13 protein-coding genes are annotated in these 19,073 nt (G+C 66.0%); 10 read left to right on the forward strand and 3 right to left on the reverse strand.

Going from position 1 to position 19,073, the window contains the following annotated elements; genetic code table 11:
• Nucleotides 1–6: 6 nt before the first annotated feature.
• Together LK539_RS07215 and LK539_RS07220 are read right to left on the reverse strand one after the other, a co-directional pair.
• The gene (locus LK539_RS07215; protein WP_227800227.1) at nucleotides 7–2,883 is read right to left on the reverse strand and encodes a TonB-dependent receptor; all 2,877 of its coding nucleotides are present in this window, start codon (nucleotides 2,881–2,883) and stop codon (nucleotides 7–9) included.
• A gap of 346 nt (nucleotides 2,884–3,229) precedes the next feature.
• Nucleotides 3,230–3,415, reverse strand: a complete 186-nt coding sequence (locus LK539_RS07220; RefSeq protein ID WP_227800228.1) for a hypothetical protein — start codon at nucleotides 3,413–3,415, stop codon at nucleotides 3,230–3,232.
• On the opposite strand from LK539_RS07220, the gene aroG reads away from it, so the two are divergent.
• Nucleotides 3,414–4,472 carry a 3-deoxy-7-phosphoheptulonate synthase AroG gene (gene aroG, locus LK539_RS07225; RefSeq protein ID WP_227800229.1) on the forward strand — a complete coding sequence of 353 codons (1,059 nt, stop codon included), beginning with the start codon at nucleotides 3,414–3,416 and terminating at the stop codon, nucleotides 4,470–4,472. The genes LK539_RS07220 and aroG overlap by 2 nt on opposite strands.
• A gap of 74 nt (nucleotides 4,473–4,546) precedes the next feature.
• On the opposite strand, the gene LK539_RS07230 is transcribed toward aroG, so the two are convergent.
• Nucleotides 4,547–7,414, reverse strand: coding sequence for a TonB-dependent receptor domain-containing protein (locus LK539_RS07230; protein WP_227800230.1), 2,868 nt, complete (start codon nucleotides 7,412–7,414; stop codon nucleotides 4,547–4,549).
• 382 nt (nucleotides 7,415–7,796) lie between these two features.
• Between LK539_RS07230 and LK539_RS07235 the strand changes: the two genes are divergently transcribed.
• The 9 genes from LK539_RS07235 (at nucleotide 7,797) to nusA (ending at nucleotide 19,059) form a co-directional block, all read left to right on the forward strand.
• On the forward strand, nucleotides 7,797–8,735 hold the full coding sequence (locus LK539_RS07235; RefSeq protein WP_227800231.1) for an ABC transporter permease: 939 nt from the start codon (nucleotides 7,797–7,799) through the stop codon (nucleotides 8,733–8,735).
• Nucleotides 8,732–9,751 (forward strand): ABC transporter permease, encoded by a 1,020-nt coding sequence (locus LK539_RS07240; protein WP_227800232.1) that lies wholly within the window; start codon nucleotides 8,732–8,734, stop codon nucleotides 9,749–9,751. The genes LK539_RS07235 and LK539_RS07240 overlap by 4 nt, the downstream gene beginning before the upstream one ends.
• A complete protein-coding gene (locus tag LK539_RS07245) occupies nucleotides 9,751–11,439 on the forward strand; it encodes an ABC transporter ATP-binding protein (protein ID WP_227800565.1) in 1,689 nt (562 codons plus the stop codon). Before LK539_RS07240 ends, LK539_RS07245 begins: the two co-directional genes overlap by 1 nt.
• Nucleotides 11,440–11,601: 162 nt before the next feature.
• A complete protein-coding gene (locus LK539_RS07250) occupies nucleotides 11,602–12,546 on the forward strand; it encodes a VTT domain-containing protein (protein ID WP_227800233.1) in 945 nt (314 codons plus the stop codon).
• Nucleotides 12,547–12,690: 144 nt separating this feature from the next.
• Complete coding sequence (locus LK539_RS07255; RefSeq protein ID WP_227800234.1) at nucleotides 12,691–13,704, forward strand: glucokinase; 1,014 nt, start codon at nucleotides 12,691–12,693, stop codon at nucleotides 13,702–13,704.
• Between the two features lie 349 nt (nucleotides 13,705–14,053).
• Complete coding sequence (scpB, locus tag LK539_RS07260; RefSeq protein ID WP_227800235.1) at nucleotides 14,054–14,812, forward strand: SMC-Scp complex subunit ScpB; 759 nt, start codon at nucleotides 14,054–14,056, stop codon at nucleotides 14,810–14,812.
• The gene (rluB, locus tag LK539_RS07265; RefSeq protein ID WP_227800236.1) at nucleotides 14,799–16,667 is read left to right on the forward strand and encodes a 23S rRNA pseudouridine(2605) synthase RluB; all 1,869 of its coding nucleotides are present in this window, start codon (nucleotides 14,799–14,801) and stop codon (nucleotides 16,665–16,667) included. The genes scpB and rluB overlap by 14 nt, the downstream gene beginning before the upstream one ends.
• A 341-nt stretch (nucleotides 16,668–17,008) precedes the next feature.
• The gene (rimP, locus tag LK539_RS07270) at nucleotides 17,009–17,497 is read left to right on the forward strand and encodes a ribosome maturation factor RimP (protein ID WP_227800237.1); all 489 of its coding nucleotides are present in this window, start codon (nucleotides 17,009–17,011) and stop codon (nucleotides 17,495–17,497) included.
• On the forward strand, nucleotides 17,494–19,059 hold the full coding sequence (nusA, locus tag LK539_RS07275) for a transcription termination factor NusA (RefSeq protein ID WP_227800238.1): 1,566 nt from the start codon (nucleotides 17,494–17,496) through the stop codon (nucleotides 19,057–19,059). The genes rimP and nusA overlap by 4 nt, the downstream gene beginning before the upstream one ends.
• Nucleotides 19,060–19,073: the final 14 nt, after the last annotated feature.

Below are 19,073 nucleotides of genomic sequence, written 5' to 3' on the forward strand. Positions count from 1 at the left end.
TGGGCGTCAGAAGGTGTAGCGCGCCCCCAGCGTGTACAGGCGTCCGACGGCGCCGGCATAGTCGAGCGGGTTGTACGACACCGCGCCGTAGGTCAGCGGATCCAGCGGCGCCACCTTGTCGAAGACGTTCTGGATCGAACCGAACACTTCCCACTTGGCCTGAGGCTTCCAGCGGAACACCAGGTCGACGGTGGTGAACGAGGACAGTTCGCAGTCGGTCGGTGCATCGTTGCCGTTGGCGAAGTGGGAGGCGCAGCCCTCCGGATCCTCCTTGAACAGGGTATTGTCGATCTTGCCGCGGTAGTTCAGGTTGGCCGACACGCGGAAATTCTCGCGTTCCCAGGTGGCGCGCAGGTTGGCGCGGTTGTCCGGCGTGCCGACGCAGTTGGTCACGTCGCAGTTGCCGTGGGTGCCGGCGAAGTCCTGCGAGGTGCCGTCGCGTTCGGTGCGTACCCACTTGAACAGGTGGGTCCACTTGGCGTCGAACACGAGGTTGCCGTATCCGCTGGGCAGCGGCATGCTGTGGCGCGCATCGAGGTCGAGGCCGCGCACCTTGGTCTGGGCCGAATTGACGTAGCTGGCCAGCACCGCCGTGATGGCGCCGGGATCGCCCGGAATGCCGGCCTCGGCCGTGGTGGGATCGCGCGCGACGCGCCCGGCGAGGATCGCGGCCGGGATCTGTTCCTGGTTGATCTCGTTCTTGCGCTTGATCTGCCAGTAGTCGAGCGAGATGCTGGTGCGCGGCAGCGGATCCCAGATGATGCCCACGTTGTAGCTCTTCGAGCGCTCGGGATCGAGGTCGGGGTTGGGCGAAGTGATCAGGGCGATGTTGGCCGGGTTGCAGGCCGCCTCCACGCCCAGCGCGCAACGCACCGGGTCGGAAGCGTTGGTGAAGGCCGCCAGCCCGCCGACCCCGTTTTCCGCCGGGCTCGGCGCGCGGAAGCCGCGCGCCCAGGTGGCGCGCAGCGCGAACTGGCGTGCCGGCGTCCACTTCACGCCCACCTTCGGCGTGTACGCATTGCCGACGTCGGTGAAGTGGTCCCAGCGCATGGCGCCGGTCAGCTCGAGCCCTGGCAGGACCGGCGCCAGCACCTCGCCGTACATCGCGAAGACGTTGCGCTGGCCGTCGTAGGCCGAATAGCCAAGGCCGATGATGTTGCCGCGCTCGGTACCGGTGGTGGGCTGCAGCTCGGCCGACTCATGACGGAACTCGGCGCCCACCGCCACTCCGAGCGGGCCGCCGGCCAGCTTGCCGAACTCGCGTGTGGCCTTGAAGTCGACCTGGGCGATCTCGGTATGGGCGTCGTTGGTGATTTCCGGCGACAGGGCGGCGTACACGGCCGGCGAATTCAGCCCCGCGTTCTCGGCGATGCGCCACAGGGTGCCGACCGGCAGCGCGCGGTAGCCGGGATTGTTGAGGATCGCCGTATTGATGCTGGCCGCGGTCGGGTTGAGCAGGGCGAAGGTGGCGTCGCGCTGCAGGAAACCGTTGCGGTCCTGGCTGACCTTGCTGCGCGAGTAGAGCAGCGAGGTATCCCATTCCCAGCCGATGCTGGTGCCCCGCGCGCCGACCAGGGCGCGGATGAAGGTCGATTCGATTTCCGAATTACGCGGCCCGACGTCCGCCGCCAGGTAGCGCAGGCGCGCCTCGCGTCCGAAATACGGGTTGTCGGGATGGGTCGGCCCGAAGGCCGCACCGGCCCCGCTCACCGGCCCGCCGGGGTAACCCTGGTTGGCGCTGATGGTCGACGGCGTGGTGGAGGTGCGGCTCAGGCTGTTGTACAGGTTGAGTTCGGTGTAAGCCTCGATATCCCTGGGCAGCTTGAGGGTGCCGCGTCCGAACAGGGACGTGTATTCCTGGTCGGGCTGGATCTGGTTGTACAGGAAGGCGGCATCGACCAGGCAGCCGCCGCCTGGGTCGCCCTGCGGGTGGTTGGTGAAGTTGCTGCAGGCCGCCGCCGGGAAGAAGCGGGTGAAGCCGGCGCCGGCCGGATTGCCGCGGTTGTAGTAGTCGAGCGTGTCGGGGTTGCGCACGTTGCCGTTGATGGGGCTGCCGGAAGCGTTGTTGCCGGTGATGGCGCCGGTGCCGCCCAGCGCTTCTTGCGCCGAGAAGCCCCAGGGCCGCAGGTCGGCCTTGCCGACCCAGTCGCGGTTGCCGCGCTCGCGGTTCCAGATCTCGTCGGTCTTCTTGTACTCGAAGTTGAGCAGCAGGTTGAAGCCGTCCGCGTCGAGGTCGCCCTTGCCCCAGGTGGCGGCGACGTTGTACTGCTGGCCGTCGCCGGCAGTGGCGGTACCGGCCAGGGCACGCACCGTGCTGCCCTGGAAGTCGCGCCGCAGGATGATGTTGACCACGCCGGCGATCGCGTCGGAACCGTAGATCGCCGAGGCGCCGTCCTTCAGGATCTCGACCCGTTCGACCGCGTCGGTGGGAATGACGTTGAGGTCGGCGAACACTTTCTGGCCGTCGTCGGCCAGGCCGTAGGGCGCCATGCGGCGGCCGTTGAGCAGGACTAGGGTCGAGGCGGTGCCGAGGCCGCGCAGTGAAATGCCGGACGCGCCCGCGGCGAAGCCGCCGCCGAAGTTGGACGGCACCGAACCCGAGTTGTCGACGGCGAGGGTCTGCAGCAGTTCGGCCACCGTGGTCTTGCCGGAGCGCTCGATGTCGGCGCGGTTTACGGTCTGCACCGACGAGGCGGTCTCGGCCTGGGCGCGGCGGATGTTCGAGCCGGTGATTTCCACACGGGCGACGGGCGTCGGGGCAGCTTCCTGGGCCCGCAGCACGGGGGCGGGCAGCAGCAGGGTAAAGCCGACAGACAACAGGCCGACGGCACCGCCGCCGGCGAAGATGCGCCGCAGGGCGCGCGAGAGCAGGGTTTCAGTCATGTCCGGACTCCAGTGGTTGGGTTGTTCCCGCCGCGTCCGCTCCAGCCGATCTTATTGAGGACGATCAAATGCCTGAAAAACTTTTCTTGTGAGAACACAAGATCGGCGCGGGGCGGCGGGGGCTTGAAGCGACTTTTGCATCGCTGGATGAACGGCGACTGATCCCGCTCAAGGTGCGCGAAAAGGCAGGGAACAGCTGTGGGGTTCCCGCAACCGCTTGCCAAATCCTGTCGTGACAGCTGGCGGGACCGTGGGGCGGCGGTGGTCTGGCGCCACGGGAAAAGGCTTGCCAACCGTTACACAATGGCGTTATAGTCAGGCGAACAAGGTCTCCCGACCAGACGGACTATCCATGCGCCAGCACGTTTTCTTTACCTGCTATTTTTACTTTAGCCATTCCAGCCCCTTGGCGGTGGAGTAGCGGCAGGTTCACGCGATTCAAAGAACAGTCCGACGCAAATCCAGACAAACCGCCAGCGATGGCGGTTTTTTCGTTTTCAGCCCCAGCCAAACAGAACACGGAGTACAGCATGCCTCGCACCGACGATTTACGCATCCGCGAAATGAAGGAACTGACGCCGCCCGCGCACCTGATCCGCGAGTTCCCGGTCACCCCGGCGGCGGAGCAGACCGCGGCCAGTGCACGCGTGGCGCTGCACCGCATCCTGCACGGCCAGGACGACCGGCTGATGGTGGTGGTCGGCCCCTGCTCGATCCACGACCCGAAGGCGGCGCTCGAGTACGCGCGCGGCCTGGCCGAGCAGCGCCGCCGCTTCAAGGGCGAGCTCGAGATCGTGATGCGCGTCTACTTCGAAAAGCCGCGCACCACGGTCGGCTGGAAGGGCATGATCAACGACCCCTACATGGACAACAGCTTCCGCATCAACGACGGCCTGCGCATGGCGCGCGAGCTGCTGCGCGACGTCAACGAGCTGGGCCTGCCGGCCGGCACCGAGTTCCTCGACGTGATCAGCCCGCAGTACATCGCCGACCTGATCAGCTGGGGCGCGATCGGCGCGCGCACCACCGAATCGCAGGTGCACCGCGAGCTGGCCTCCGGCCTGTCCTGCCCGGTCGGCTTCAAGAACGGCACCGACGGCAACATCAAGATCGCGGCCGACGCCATCAAGGCGGCCTCGCAGCCGCACCACTTCCTGTCGGTGACCAAGGGCGGGCATTCGGCCATCGTCTCGACCGCCGGCAACGAGGACTGCCACATCATCCTGCGCGGCGGCAAGGCGCCGAACTATGATGCGGCCAGCGTCGACGAGGCCTGCCGCCAGCTGGCGGCCAACGGCCTGGCGAGCCGCCTGATGATCGACGCTTCGCATGCCAACAGCAGCAAGAACCCGCAGAACCAGGTGCCGGTGTGCGCCGATATCGCGGCCCAGATCGCCGCGGGGGACGACCGCATCGTCGGGGTGATGATCGAGTCGCACCTGGTGGGCGGCAGGCAAGACCTGGTGCCGGGCAAGGAACTGACCTACGGCCAGTCGGTCACCGACGGCTGCATCGACTGGGAGACCAGCATTGGCGTTCTGGAAGGACTGGCGGAGGCGGTCAAGCAGAGGCGGGTGCGGCCGGAGTAAGTCCCGCCTCGCGCAGCAGACAATAAAAAACGGCGCACCCGCGAGGGTGCGCCGTTTTCATTTGAGCCGCCGGATCAGAACTTGGCGGTCAGGTTCAGGAAGATATGACGGCCCATGGCGTCATACACCTGCGGGTAGGTATTGCCGTTGCCGAACACCGCGGCCACGACACCGGTCACTGGCGGATCTTTATCCAGCGCGTTGTTCATGCCGGCGCGCAGGGTGAAGTTCTTGTTGATCGCCCACTGGCCGACCAGGTCCAGGTAGTTGCGGGCAGCCAGTTTTTCGTCAGCCGGTTCGAAGTCCGTGGCCAGCAGTTCGTTGTCGCTGGTCGCGTCGAGCTTCACGCCCTTGATGTAACGCCAGGTCACACCCACTTCGAGGCCGCGCCACGGAGTGCCCCAGACCGCGCGGATCTTGTGGCGGTACTTCGGCAGCGGCGTGCCGCAGGTGGTGCCGTGCAGGCCGGCGCAGTCGTACTCGCCCGAACCCGGGAAGTCTTCCGACTTGAATTCCTTCAGGACGGTGCCGATGTAGGACAGGTCGAGGCTGCCGTAGCCGGCCAGCTTCATGCCGTAGTTGGCGCCCAGGTCCAGGCCCTTGGTCGAACGCATGCCCAGGTTCTGGTTGGTGGCCACAATGCGGCCGGCGTTCAGCGCCCACAGCGAGCCCAGGCGGTCACGCTGGATCAGCGAGCAGAACTTCGGATCGCCGGTCTGGAGGCACTGGGTCAGGGTGGTCGAGGCCGGCAGACCGCCGATCACGCCCTCCACCTTCATGTCGAAGGCGTCGATGGTCAGGCTCAGGTTGCGCATCGGGGTCAGCACCAGGCCCAGGGTGTAGGAATCGGATTCCTCAGGCGCCAGGTTGGTATTGCCGCCGGTGATCTGATTGTACTGGCCGGCAGGGCTGTCTTCGATGCGGCCGTACTGGGCCTGGGTGACGCCGGTGCGGGCGCACTGGGCGAAGCTGGCGCTCGGGGTGGCGCCGGCGCAGGGATCGCTGCTCATGCCGAACAGGCTCAGGCCGCTCGGGGTGAACAGTTCCACCACGTTGGCGGCGCGGGCGGCGCGCTGGTAGCTGAAGCGGACCTTGGCGGCCTGGACCGGTGACCATTCGGCGCCGACGCCGTAGGAGTCGGTCTTCTGGCCGGTCGAATAGTCCGAACGACGGAACGATCCGTTCAGGGTCAGCGAATCCGCGAACGGCGCCTTTTCCAGCACCGGGATGCGGGCTTCGGCATAGTAGTCGCGCACGCTGAACTGGCCGGCCACGCCCAGGGTCGGGCCGCCCTGGCCGGCCAGGTCGCCGGTCTGGAAGGCGGTGTCGGTGTCGAGCGACAGCTTCTCGGTGCGGTGTTCCCAGCCCAGCGCCAGGCCGACGCCGCGGCTGGCGGTCGGCAGCTTGATGCCGTATTCGCCCAGGTCGGTCGACAGGTTGATGCCCTGCACCGACTGGTGGGTGCTGCCCTTCTGGAAGCCCGGGGTCTGCAGGTAGTTCAAGGCTTCCGGCGTGATCTGGCCCAGCGACCAGATGTTATACGGGACGCAGTTCGGATCGGTGCCGTCGACCACGCTCTGGCAGACCGGCTGGCCGTTGGCGCCGGTAACGACGTTCAGGGCGCGGCCGATGCGCACGTTGGAGAAGTCGTTGAAGTAGGTTTCCGAGTACAGCACCTTGCCCACTTGCGCGAAGGCGTCGTAGGTCCAGTTGCCGATGTCGCCCTTGATGCCGATCACGCCGCGGTACGAGGTGTGGCGCTGGTCGTCCTGGCGGCCGCCGCCCTCCACGTTGCGGCGGAAGATCAGGGCGTCGGCGGTGCTGCCCGGACCGGTGAGGCCGAGCTGGGTGCGCCATGCCTGGCTCAGGAACGGGTTTTCGTAGCGGATCGCGTTCGGGCCCGAGGCGTCGAAGCCGAACAGGCCGGACGGGGCGATCTGCGCCACAGTATGGTCGTCGTGGAAGCTGGCCTCGGTGTACAGGCGCGCGTTATCGTTGATGTCGTAGTGGGTGAAGCTGCTGAAGGTGTAGCGCTCCGACGGACGGCGGAAGTAGTTCAGCGGGCCGTAGTTGTACTGGTCGGTCGCGGCCACGTAGGGACGTACGCCGCCGGCGTTGTTGGCCACGGTGTAGCTGTTGCCGTTGGCGAGGATGAAGCGGCCCGGGAAGCTGGTGCCTGAACCGCCGCAGTTGAAGGTGTTGCCCGAGCTGAAGCCGTCCAGCGAGCAAGCGGTGAAGTCGCGCTCGGACTGCAGCAGCGGGTCTTCCTTCTTGTAGCCGATGAAGGCGACGGCATTGCCGCGGCCGTCGGCGAAGTTACCGCCCAGCAGCAGGTTGACGTCCTTGACCTTGCCGTCCGCGCTCTTGTCGTCGGGCACCGGGAAGTTGCGGCGTTTAGCGGCCTGCGCCGCCGCGCCATCTTTCTGCTCGTGGTTGTAGAACGCGTAGTTCGACTCGATCTGCACGCCCTGGAAATTGTCGTTCATGATGAAGTTGACGACACCCGCCACCGCATCCGAGCCGTAGATGGCCGATGCGCCGCCGGTCAGCACCTCGACGCGCTTGATCAGCGCTGCCGGGATCTGGTTCAGGTCGGCTGCGGTATTGCGTGGCGAACCTGCAGGCAGGCGGCGGCCGTTGACCAGCACCAGGGTGCGGTCGGCGCCGAAGTTGCGCAGGTTGACGGTGGCGGTACCGGACGAGCCGTTCGAAATCGAGCCGCCCTGGTCGGCGAAGACCTGGGGCAGGTTGTTCAGCAGGTTTTCCACCGAACGCGTACCTTCGAGCTTGATGTCCTTGGCGCCGACCACGGTCACCGGGCTCACGCTTTCCAGGTTGGCGGTCGCGATGCGCGAACCGGTCACTTCCACGCGCTGCAGCTGCTGTCCTTCGGCAGGCGCTTGCTGCGCGTCCTGCGCATATGCGGAGGCGGCGAATGCCATGCCGCCCGCGAACATCAATCGAACTGAACGAGATAATACTGTTTCAACCATCATGTCGAGCTTCCCAGGTAAGCTCCGCGGCTCTTTTTATTGCGTCGGCCACGGAGAAGTTTTCATGACATTGCCGTGCAAGTGCAAAATCGGCATCGTTTCCTGCACGGCAATAAATACAGTGGCATACATACGTTGTCAATTGGAATGTCTGTACAAGTAGAAAAAACAACTGCTGAGCAAATGTCTTTACAAAAAGAATATTTGGAGTTATACGCCGGACATAAAATGGAATAGGAAGGCCCCGGCCCGGGATGCTGTCCGCTCAGCAAAATTTGCGTTATCGTTACGCGCTTGGGCGTGCCGGCGCGCCACCACTTTCAGGAGTTCCATGCTTAGCTTTGTCGTCCGCCGGCTGTGGCAGATGCTGCCCACCATGCTCGGGGTCGTGGTGCTGGTCTTCGTGCTGTTCAACTGGGTGGGCGGCGACCCGGCCTACCTGCTGGCCGGGAAGATGGCCGACAGCGCCGCCATCGAGAACATCCGGCGCCAGCTCGGCACCGACCAGCCCTATACCGTGCAGCTGTGGATCTTCATCCAGCAGATCCTGAGCTTCGACTTCGGCAATGCCTGGAGCACGGGCGAGCCGGTGTCGCACATCATCTCCAGCCGCCTGGGACCCTCGCTCACCGTGCTGGTGCCGCTCACCATCCTGGAGACCGTGCTCGGCATCGCGCTGGCGCTGGCCATCGCGTTCGTGCGCGGCTCCTTGACGGATCGCGCCGTCATGGTGGCCTGCACGGTCGGCATGTCGATCTCGATCCTGGTCTACATCATCGTGTTCCAGTACGTCTTCGCCTACAAGCTGGGCCTGTTCCCGGTGCAGGGCTGGGGCGCCAGCCTGGGCGAGAACCTGCTGCGCTATGCGCTGCTGCCCATCATCATCGGCCTCGCCGTGTCGATCGCGCCGACCCTCCGCCTGTACCGCAGCTTCGTGCTCGATGAAGTGGGGCAGGACTACGTGCGCACCGCGCGCGCCAAGGGCCTGAGCGAGCGGCGCGTGGTCTGGGTGCACGTGCTGCGCAATGCCGCGATTCCGATCATCACCCATGTCATGGCCAACCTGCCGGCGCTCCTGATCGGCGCCTTCCTGCTGGAGCGCTTCTTCGGCATCCCCGGCATCGGGCGCGAAGTCATCCTGGCCGTCGAGCGCAGCGACTTCCCGGTGATTAAGGCGATCACGGTCTATGTCGCCGCCGCGACCATGGTGTTCAACCTGCTGGCCGACTTGCTGTACCAGCTTGTGGATCCGCGGGTGAAGCTGGCATGACGATTGCGATGACGACGACCCGCGCCCCGGGCCTGTGGGCGCTGGCCTGGCGCCGCCTGCGCGCCGACCGCATCGCCATGGCGGCGCTCGGCGTGGTGGCGGCCTTCCTGCTGATGGTGCTGCTGTCCGCGACGGGCCTGGTGGCCGGCGACTGGGAAGAGGAGGTGGCGGTTAACTACGCACCGCCGACCTTTATCGGCGCCGACGCCCAGACGCGCGCGCTGGCGGCGGCCCAGTTGCCGCGCGAGACGCCGCCGAACGCCTTCGATCCGCTGGCGGCGGAGCTCGCCGAGCTGAAGGCGCAGGTCCGCGCCAGCCATCCGGCCACGCCGAAGGCGAGCACCTTGCCTTTCGGCGCCGACAAGTGGGGCCACGACATCGTCAAGAAGACCATCAAGGGCGGCGAGACCTCGATCGTGGTGGGACTGGTGGCGGCGTTTGTCGCGGTCGCGCTGGGCACGCTGTTCGGCGCGCTGTCGGGCTTTTTCGGCGGCCTGGTGGACGACCTGTTCAACTGGTTCTACAGCATCTTCACCTCGATCCCGTCGATCCTGATGATCCTCACCGTGGCCGCCGTGCTGCAGCAGAAGGGCGTGATGACCATTGTCCTGATCCTCGGCCTGACCGGCTGGACCGGGCCCTACCGCCTGATGCGCGCCGAGTACATCAAGCACAAGGCGCGCGAATACGTGATGGCGGCCGACGCCATCGGCGCTTCCCCCTGGCGCAGGATGTTCGGCCACATCCTGCCGAACGTCTCGCATGTGGCCCTGGTGCAGATGTCGATCCTGGTGGTCGGCTTCATCAAGGCCGAAGTAATCCTGTCCTTCCTCGGCTTCGGCGTGCCGGTCGGCGTGGTGTCCTGGGGCAGCATGCTGAACGAGGCGCAGAACGAACTCATCCTCGGCAAATGGTGGCAGCTGGCAGCCGCCGCGAGCGCGATGGCGCTCCTGGTCACCGCCTTTTCGCTGTTCGCGGACGCCCTGCGCGACGCGCTCGACCCGAAGCTCAAATGATGATTGACCCGAACATCCTGCTGCAGGTGCGCGACCTGCGCATCTCCTTCCGCGTCGACCGCAGGAGCACGGTCGAGGCGGTGAAGGGCATTTCCTTCGATGTGCCGCGCAACAGCACAGTGGCGCTGGTGGGCGAATCCGGCAGCGGCAAGTCGGTGAGTTCGCTGGCGGTGATGGGCCTGCTGCCGCCGGAAACCACGGTCGTCCATCCGGGCTCGAGCGCGCATTTCGATGGCCGCGAACTGCTCGCGCTGCCCTTGTCCGAGCGCCGCAAGCTGTGCGGCAAGGACATCGCCATGATTTTCCAGGAGCCAATGTCCTCGCTCAACCCGGTGTTCACGGTGGGCTACCAGATTGGCGAGGTGCTGCGCCGGCACATGGGCATGCATGCGAAAGCGGCGCGCAGCCGCACGCTCGAACTGCTGGCCGAGGTCGGGATTCCCGACCCGGCCGCCAAGATCGATGCCTACCCGAGCCAGATGTCGGGCGGCCAGCAGCAGCGCGTGATGATCGCGATGGCGATCGCCTGCGAGCCCAAGCTCCTGATCGCGGACGAGCCGACCACGGCGCTCGACGTGACCATCCAGAAGCAGATCATGGACCTGATCGCGCGCCTGCAGAAGAAGCACCAGATGGCGGTGCTGTTCATCACCCACGACCTCGGCCTGGTGGCCGAGATCGCCGACCGCGTGATCGTGATGCGCCATGGCGAGGTGCGGGAAGAGGGCCCTGCCGCCCAGGTGTTCGGCGCCCCGCGCGACGCCTACACCCGCGCCCTGCTGCATTGCCGTCCGAAGCTGGATGAGCGGCCGCTGCGCCTGCCCGTGATCGACGACTACCTGGGCGGCCGCTTCACGCCGGAGGAACAGCTGCCGCAGCGCGCGCGCGGCAGCGCGCCTGGCGACGAGCCGGTGCTGGTGGTGAAGAACCTGGCCAAGAGTTTTACCTTGCGCGAGGGCCTGTTCGGCAAGCGCGAGTTCCACGCGGTCAAGGACGTCTCCTTCACACTGGCGCGCGGCAAGACCCTGGGCGTGGTGGGCGAGTCCGGCTCGGGCAAGACCACGGTCGGCCTGACCCTGCTGCGCCTGCACCGCGCGACTGGCGGGAGCGCCATGTTCGAAGGACGCGACCTGTTCGCGATGTCCGAGCGCGACTACCAGGCCTACAAGCGGCGCATCCAGATCATCTTCCAGAACCCCTACGCCTCGCTCAATCCGCGCTTCACGGTGGGCCAGATCCTGCTCGAACCGATGCGCATCCACCGTATCGGCGCGGACGATGCGGAGCGGATCGGGATGGCATACGAGCTGCTCAGGCGGGTGGGGCTGCCGGAGGGGGCCTTCCACCGCTACCCGCACGAATTCTCGGGCGGCCAGCGCCAGCGGATCGCGATCGCGCGCTGCCTGACCATGAAGCCGGAGATCCTGGTGTGCGACGAATCCGTGTCGGCGCTCGACGTCTCGGTGCAGGCCCAGGTCCTCAACCTGCTGCAGGACCTGCAGGACGAGTACGGCATGAGCTACATCTTCATCTCGCACGACCTGTCGGTGGTGAAGTACATTGCCGACCAGGTGATGGTGATGCACCACGGGAGCGTGGTGGAGATGGCGGATTCGGACGAGCTGTATCGCAATCCGCAGCAGGAATACACGCGCGCGTTGCTGGCGGCGATACCGCGGGGTGCGTAGGGTGGGCGGCTTCGCCGCCCACGCGGTGATTGTTGGCGGCTCCGATTTCGTGCCGGATGATCTCGCTGCTACCTATCACCGCGTGGGCGGCACAGCCGTCCACCCTACGGAAAAACAACAGCAACGGCAGCGTCGCCCTTGAAAGTCCGCTACACTAGCGCGATGCCCCAGCTTGTCGACCTGCTCCAGATCTACGGTGTGCTGATCGTGTTCGGCATTGTCCTTGTCGAACAGTTCGGCCTGCCCATTCCTGCCTTCCCGGTGCTGGTCGTGGCAGGCGCGCTCTCGGTCGACGACGCCCTCAGCTGGCAACTGTGCCTGCTGGCCGCAGTGCTGGCCTGCCTGGTCTGCGACCTGTTCTGGTTCCGCGCCGGGCGCTTCTACGGCAAGCGCATCCTGCGCCTGCTCTGCAAGATCTCGCTGTCGCCCGATTCCTGCGTCAACCAGACCGAAGACCGCTTCCGCCGCTTCGGCGCCAAGTCGCTGCTGGTGTCCAAGTTCGTCCCCGGCTTCAATACCATCGCCGCACCGCTGTCGGGTGCGATCGGCACCCAGACCCGCCGCTTCCTCGGCTACTCGGTGGCCGGCTCGACGCTGTGGAGCGGCACCGGCATCCTGCTCGGCATCCTGTTCCACGACGGCGTCCAGGAACTGCTCGGCTGGCTCGAGACGGCCGGCGGCACCGCCCTGTCGGTGCTGGCCACGCTGCTGCTGCTCTTCATCGCCGTCAAGTACGTGGAGCGGCGCCGCCAGCGCGCCCGCAGCGCCATCCCGCGCATCGAGATCGCCGAGCTGAAGGCGCTGATCGAAGGCGGCCACGATCCGCTCATCATCGACGCGCGCAGCCTGACCGCCCAGCAGCTCGAAGCAGCGATCCCTGGCGCACTCGTGTTCCAGTCCTGCCGGGCGGACCAGCTGATGGCCACCCTCGACCGCGAACGCCACATCATCGTCTACTGCAGCTGCCCGAACGACGTCACCGCGGCCGAGGTCGCCAAGCAGTTCCTGGCCAACGGTTTCCACCGGGCCCGCCCGCTGCGCGGCGGCCTGGATGCCTGGAACGCGCATGGGGGTAGCGACCCCGAACTGGCGCCGGCGCCGTGCTGAGGTAGTTCGACTACTTCAGACTTCGCGTCGTCTAAGCGCTGGGTCGCGCCGTGAAAAGCGGGCTTTGTACCTAAACTACAAAATCCGCTTGTAAGACTGCTACAAATTTGTGTAAGCTTGGTCATCGCTTCTTTATTAGCTGCAATGACTGCCTTTCCCTCCAGCCTCGTCCACGCTTCGACCAACTTCGCCGGCGGTGCGCGCCTGCTTGCCGACATCGGCGGCACCAATGCGCGTTTCGCACTGGAGACCGGACCCGGGCGTTTCGAGGCGATCAAGGTGCTGTCCTGCCAGCAGCACGCGAGCCTGGCAGACGCCATCCGCGCCTACCTGGCGCTGCCGCGGGTAGCGCTGCTTGCCGGCGGCGTGCGCCATGCGGCGATCGCGATCGCCAACCCGGTCACCGGCGACCAGGTGCGCATGACCAACCACCACTGGGCCTTCTCGATCGAGGCGCTGCGCCAGGAGTGCGGCTTCGATACGCTGGTGGTGGTCAACGACTTCTCGGCGCTGGCGCGCTCGCTGCCGCACCTGGGCGAGCACAAGCGCCAGGTCGGCGGCGGGGCGCCCGTGCCCGACGCGCCGCTCGGCCTGCTGGGCGCCGGCACCGGCCTCGGTGTGTCCGGCCTGATTCCCTGTGGCGCGAGCTGGACCGCGCTGCGCAGCGAAGGCGGCCACGTCAGCTTCTCGCCGGTGAACGAGGTCGAGGTCGCGATCCTGCAATACGCCTGGCGCGAGTTCGAGCACGTCTCCAGCGAACGCCTGCTGTCGGGCGCCGGCGTGGAACTGATCTACCGCGCGCTGTCCGAGCGCGCCGGCCGTCCGGACAGCCTGAGCGCACCCGAGATCTCGCGCCGCGCACTCGCTGGCGAATGCGCCATCTGCGACGAGGTGCTGGAAGCCTTCTGCGGCATGCTCGGCACCGCCGCCGGCAACCTGGCCATCACCCTGGGCGCCCAGGGCGGCGTGTACATCGGCGGCGGCATCGTGCCGCGCCTGGGCGAACGCTTCGCCGCGTCGTCGTTCCGCCGCCGCTTCGAGCAGAAGGGGCGCTTCAGCGCCTACCTGGCCCAGGTCCCGACCTATGTGATCACGGCGGAGTACCCGGCTTTCCTGGGCGTGGCCGCGATTTTGTCGGAAAAACTGGCTGCTGCTTGACGAAATAGGGGCATTCCTGCACGGGCGACCCCGGTCGTCTTGTCCGTTCCTGTGTTTTATCGGTTACAATGGCCGTCAGTTGTCGGAAACGCCTTCGCCTGCCTGCGCCCTGCGCGGCCCCGGGTTTCCCCTGAAAGACCAACCGTAGATTGCTCGCCTGGCACGCGGGCAGCCCGGGCCGGCGCCAAGCCGGCCACCTGAGTCAGCCCCGCGCATTCCAGCCGGGGCCCACGGATTCCAGCATATTGCGCGCAGCACCTTCGCACCGTGGCCGGTCTCGGCCCCGCGGCTGGCATCCGCCAAACCAGTGTAGTTTTGAGTGTGCATTCGAGCGTGACGATACCGCGATATGAATACTGACGAGGCCAAGCGCGTCCTCGAGGCCGCCTTGCTGTGCGCGCGCGAGCCGATGACGATCCACGGCATGAAGAAACTCTTCGCCGAGGTCGACGCCAATGGCCGCCAGCTGAACGCCGGCGTCGGTAGCGACACGATCAAGATTCTGCTGGAAGAATTGCGCCAGGACTGGCAGGGGCGCGGCATCGAGATCGTCAGCCTGGCATCCGGCTGGCGCTTCCAGAGCCGGCCCGAGATGAAGCCTTACCTCGACCGCCTGTCGCCCGAGAAGCCGCCGAAGTATTCGCGCGCAACGCTGGAGACGCTGGCGATCATCGCCTACCGGCAGCCGGTCACGCGTGGCGATATCGAGGAAATCCGCGGCGTCGCCGTGAATTCGCAGACCATCAAGCTGCTGGAAGACCGCGGCTGGATCGACGTGGTCGGCCACCGCGAAGTGGTGGGGCGCCCGGCGCTGCTGGGCACCACCAAGCAGTTCCTGGACGACCTCGGCCTGGCCTCGCTGTCGCAGTTGCCGCCGCTGCAGGCCGTCAGCGACGGACCGGACAGCCGCAGCCTGGAAGCGCTGGAAGCGGCGCTGAACGACAACTTTGACAGGGCGGCCGCGAGTACGGACGCCGACGAGACAGACAACGAGCTAGAAACCGAGACGGACGCCATGCCCGTCGAAGTCCCCCATTTTGACCGGGAGACGGCAGCAGCCGCCGGGCCGGATCAGCACAATAAAGATACGAACGATGAATCCAACTGAACCGAACGACAAGCCCGTCGAGGCCGAAGCCACCGCCAAACCGAAGCGTACCCGCAAGACCGCCGCCAAGGCGGAAGCCGCCCCCGTGACCGAGGCCGCACCGGCAGCCGAGAAGCCGAAGCGCGCCCGCAAAGCCGCCGCTGCGCCGGCGGAGGCAGCTGTCGAAGCGCCCGCCGCAGCCGAGCCGGCAGCCAAGCCGCGCAAGACCCGCGCCAAGGCTACGCCGACCGAAGCCTCGCCCGCTCCTGCCGTGGAAGCACCAAGCGCCGCGCCGGCAGTCGAAGCCGCCGCAGCCCCGGAAAGCGAAGTGCGCAAGCCGCGTGGCCCGCGCCAGATGCGCGAAAAGCGCCAGGAACGCGAACTGCGCCAGCAGGAGGTCGCTGCTGCCCAGCCGACGGTCGAGGCGGCGGCAAACGAAGGCGATCAGCCGCAGGGCGAGGTCAAGCGCGAAGAGCGCAACCGCAACCAGAAAAAACAGCGCGGCCAGCAGAGTCAGCGCCCACAGCAGGGTGCGCAGCAGGCCGGCAAGCCGCAGCAGGGCAAACAGGGCAAGGCAGGCAAGCAGCAGCAGGGCAAGGGCGGCAAGGGCAGCGACGCCGACGCCGTGTTCTCCTTTGTCACCTCGGACGACTTCGACGCCAACGAAGGTGGCCGCGGCAAGGCGCCAGCCAAGCCGGTGCGCCGCGACCTGACCGCGGACGACGACGCGCCCAAGCTGCACAAGGTGCTGGCCGAAGCCGGCCTGGGTTCGCGCCGCGACATGGAAGAATTGATCGTCGCCGGCCGCGTGTCGGTCAACGGCGAGCCGGCCCACATCGGCCAGCGCATCCTGCCGACCGATGCGGTGCGCATCAATGGCAAGCTGATCCAGCGCCGCGTCAACAACAGCAAGCCGCCGCGCGTGCTGGTGTACCACAAGCCGGCCGGCGAGATCGTCAGCCATGACGATCCGGAAGGCCGTCCGTCCGTGTTCGACCGCCTGCCGACCATGAAGACCGGCAAATGGCTGGCCGTGGGCCGCCTCGACTTCAATACCGAGGGCCTGCTGCTGTTCACCACCTCCGGTGACCTGGCCAACCGCCTGATGCACCCGCGTTACAACATCGACCGCGAATACGCGGTGCGCACCCTGGGCGAGCTGGAAGAGGGCATGCGCCAGAAGCTGCTTGCCGGCGTCGAGCTGGACGACGGCCTGGCCTCGTTCTCGAAGGTCCAGGACGGCGGCGGCGAAGGCATCAACAAGTGGTACCGCGTGGTCATCGGCGAAGGCCGCAACCGCGAGGTGCGCCGCATGTTCGAGGCGGTCGGCCTGACCGTCTCGCGCCTGATCCGCACCCGCTACGGCGCCATGACCCTGCCCACCGGCCTCAAGCGCGGCCGCTGGGAAGAGCTGCAGGACAACGACGTGCGCGCCCTGATGGCGGCCTTCGGCGTCGAGAAGAAGGGCGGCGGCGACAGCAATGCCAAGGGCAAGGGCGGCAAGCCGCAAGGCGGCAACCGCGACGACGCGCGCCGTTCCGACGGCAACCGCATCGACCGCGCCGACGCCAACCGCAACGTCGACCCCTTCGGCCCGCCGGTGGTGCGCGCCGGCGCGCCGCGCCAGCAGGGTCCGGGCGGCTTCGCAGGCGGTCGTCCGCAGGGGCAGGGCGGCAAGGGTGCAGCCGGCGGCAAGGGCCGCGGCGGCAACAACGCCGGCCCCTTCGGCGGCGGCAAAGGCGGCAGCAGCCGTCCGAAGCAGCCGGATCCGCTGCAGACCACCTTCGGCTTCGCCGGCACCGGCGGCGGCCGTCGCGGTGGCCAGGGTCCGCGTGGCTCCGAGCACGGTTTGCCGCGCCGCGGTCGTCGCGGTTAAGGCCGAGAAAGCGCGAGAGGCGGCGAAAAACGGGGAAATATCGTGATTTTCATGATAATTTTCTGCGCCGCCGGGCACGCGATGCTGCAATGCCGTAGAATGCAGCGCATGCCCCGTTATGGTCATCCTGCCAACTGTTGCTTTTTATGCTAGCGCCCGTCCATTTTTGGCCCGGCGATTGCGAGAGAGGCAGGATCTCTGTATAATTTGCAGCCTAATCAAAGTTCTTCCCATATTTTCTTGGTGCAAGTGCTTTCATCTGGTTGGGTTGTGAATACAAAAAGATGGGCAGATGCCCATTTTTTTTTTGTTAAATCGGTTTCGAGTCGTGGAGAAGCGCCGTGCAGCAGTTTGAACTCATCGCAAAAACAGTGGGTGGCCTCGGCTACGAACTCGTGGATGTGGAACGGGGCGAGCGCGGCATCCTGCGCGTGTACATCGATTTCCCCGCCGACGTGGTGGAAGAGAAGGGCCCGATCACGGTCGAGGACTGCGCCACGGTCAGCCACCAGTTGTCGCACCTGCTCACCGTCGAGAATGTGGATTACGAACGGCTGGAAATCTCGTCGCCGGGCCTCGATCGCCCGGTGCGGACCCTGGCCGACTTCGCGCGCTTTGCCGGGCATGAATGCACGGTGAAACTGCGGGTCGCCATGCCCGGCACTGCGAACCGGAAAACCTTCACGGGGATCCTGCGCGGCGTCGAAGGCGACAAGGTTGGTCTGGAATTTGATAATAAAGATGGTGCAGCGTTGTTGGAATTTACGCTGGCCGAATTGGACAAGGCACGCTTGGTGCCGCAGGTGGATTTTAGGAGTCGCAAAGCATGAGTCGCGAAATTTTATTGCTGGTGGATGCGCTCGCGCGCGAAAAGAACGTCGATAAGGAAGTGGTTTTCGGAGCGCTCGAATTCGCGCTCGCGCAGGCCACGAAAAAACGCTATGAAGGCGAGGTCGACATTCGCGTGAGCATCGATCGCGACACCGGCGAATTCGAGACCTTCCGCCGCTGGCACGTCGTTCCCGACGAGGCCGGCCTGCAGCTGCCCGACCAGGAAATCCTGCACTTCGAAGCCAAGGAACAGATCCCTGACATCGAAGTCGACGAATACATCGAAGACCCGATCGAATCGGTCGAGTTCGGCCGCCGCTTCGCCCAGGACACCAAGCAGGTCGTGCTGCAGCGCGTGCGCGATGCCGAGCGCGAGCAGATCCTGCAGGACTTCCTCGAACGCGGCGATTCGCTGGTCACCGGCACCATCAAGCGCATGGAGCGCGGTGATGCCATCGTGGAATCGGGCAAGATCGAAGCGCGCCTGCCGCGCGACCAGATGATCCCGAAAGAGAACCTGCGTATCGGCGACCGCGTCCGCGCCTACATCCTGCGCGTGGACCGCAACATGCGCGGCCCGCAGGTGATCCTGTCGCGCACCGCGCCGGAATTCATCATGAAGCTGTTCGAGCTGGAAGTGCCGGAAATCGAACAGGGCCTGCTGCAGATTAAATCGGCTGCCCGTGACGCCGGCGTGCGCGCCAAGATCGCGGTGTTCACCGCCGACAAGCGCATCGACCCGATCGGCACCTGCGTCGGCATGCGCGGTTCGCGCGTGCAAGCGGTTACCGGCGAGCTGGGCGGCGAGCGCGTGGACATCGTGCTGTGGTCGGACGATCCGGCCCAGTTCGTGATCGGCGCGCTGGCGCCGGCCAACGTCTCCTCGATCATGGTTGACGAAGACAAGCACGCCATGGATGTGGTGGTCGACGAAGAGAACCTGGCGATCGCGATCGGCCGCTCGGGCCAGAACGTGCGCCTGGCCTCGGAACTGACTGGCTGGAAGATCAACATCATGACCGCCGAAGAATCGGCGAACAAGGTGGCCCAGGAAACCGCCGCGATCCGCGTGCTGTTCATGGAGAAGCTGGATGTGGACCAGGAAGTGGCCGACATCCTGGTCGACGAAGGTTTCTCGAGCCTTGAAGAAATCGCTTACGTCCCAATTTCCGAAATGCTGGAAATCGAGTCGTTCGACGAAGACACCGTCAACGAACTGCGCACCCGTGCCCGTGACGCACTGGTGACCGAAGCGATCGCTTCCGAAGAAGGCCTCGAAGGGATGGAAGAAGCCCTCGTGAACCTGGAAGGCATGGACCGCACCACCGCCGGCAAGCTCGGCCTGGCTGGCATCAAGACGGTCGAAGCCTTCGCGGCACTCGCGTATGACGAATTCGGCGCCATCCTGGCGCTGTCGTCGGACCGTGCCCGCGACCTGATCAAGAATGAATTTAATGATGTGACCGACGAAGAGATGAAGCTGGTCGACAGCAAATACGATGACCGCGCCAAGGCGCTGCAGGCGAAAGCCTGGAGCCTGGCAGAAACGGCCAAGGCGTAATTTGCAAATCTTTA

Source organism: Massilia sp. IC2-476 (assembly GCF_020707295.1).
Classification (GTDB): domain Bacteria; phylum Pseudomonadota; class Gammaproteobacteria; order Burkholderiales; family Burkholderiaceae_D; genus Telluria.